The sequence below is a fragment of the Vibrio sp. 2132-1 genome (assembly GCF_033344315.1).
The window spans coordinates 1-600 of sequence record NZ_JAWPON010000567.1 but is presented as its reverse complement, the minus strand read 5'-3'; the positions used below and the strand labels follow the sequence as shown (position 1 = coordinate 600).

At 43.0% G+C, this 600-nt stretch carries 1 protein-coding gene; it reads right to left on the bottom strand.

Features of this window, described 5'->3' with window-relative positions; genetic code table 11:
- Nucleotides 1–59: 59 nt before the first annotated feature.
- Nucleotides 60–581, bottom strand: a complete 522-nt coding sequence (locus R8N47_RS26680; RefSeq protein WP_318186296.1) for a lipocalin family protein — start codon at nt 579–581, stop codon at nt 60–62.
- Nucleotides 582–600: the final 19 nt, after the last annotated feature.

Genomic DNA, 600 nt, shown 5'->3' with positions numbered 1-600 from the left:
AAACACCACTGAGCTTTATGAAGCATCGAACCTTACTGTAAGGTCAGCAGTTGGACAATTTACTGTTTTTGATCGACCAGGATCAACTCATCTAGCACAAAGCCTTTCTCTTTGGCGACTCGCTTAAATCGCTCCACCGTCGCCTTATCGACATTTGGTTTCCGAGAAAGTAGCCACAAGTAATCATGGTTAAAACCTGAAATAAAGGCGTACTCATAGTTTTCTCCTAGCTCGAACACAAGGTACGAGGAATAGAACGGGCCAAAACATGAAACTTTAAGATGGCCGATGTTTTCATCTCCAACGAAATACGCTTTGCCTTCGGCTTGTGTCCACTTTTTATCTTCTTGCGAATAACCACGGTTGACAACCGTGACACCACCGTCTTCACGCAATTCATATTCAGCCGTAACGTTAGAGAGGCCGCGCTCAAAGGAATGATCCAGTCGAGCGATTTCATACCATTTACCGAGGTATGGTTGGAGTGCAAAGTTGTTTACAGGCTCAACATCATCTGGTTTTGACGTACAACCAAACATCGCGATCAAACATAACAACATCCATGCTTTTATAGATTTCATTTTTAACTCCAATAGCGAT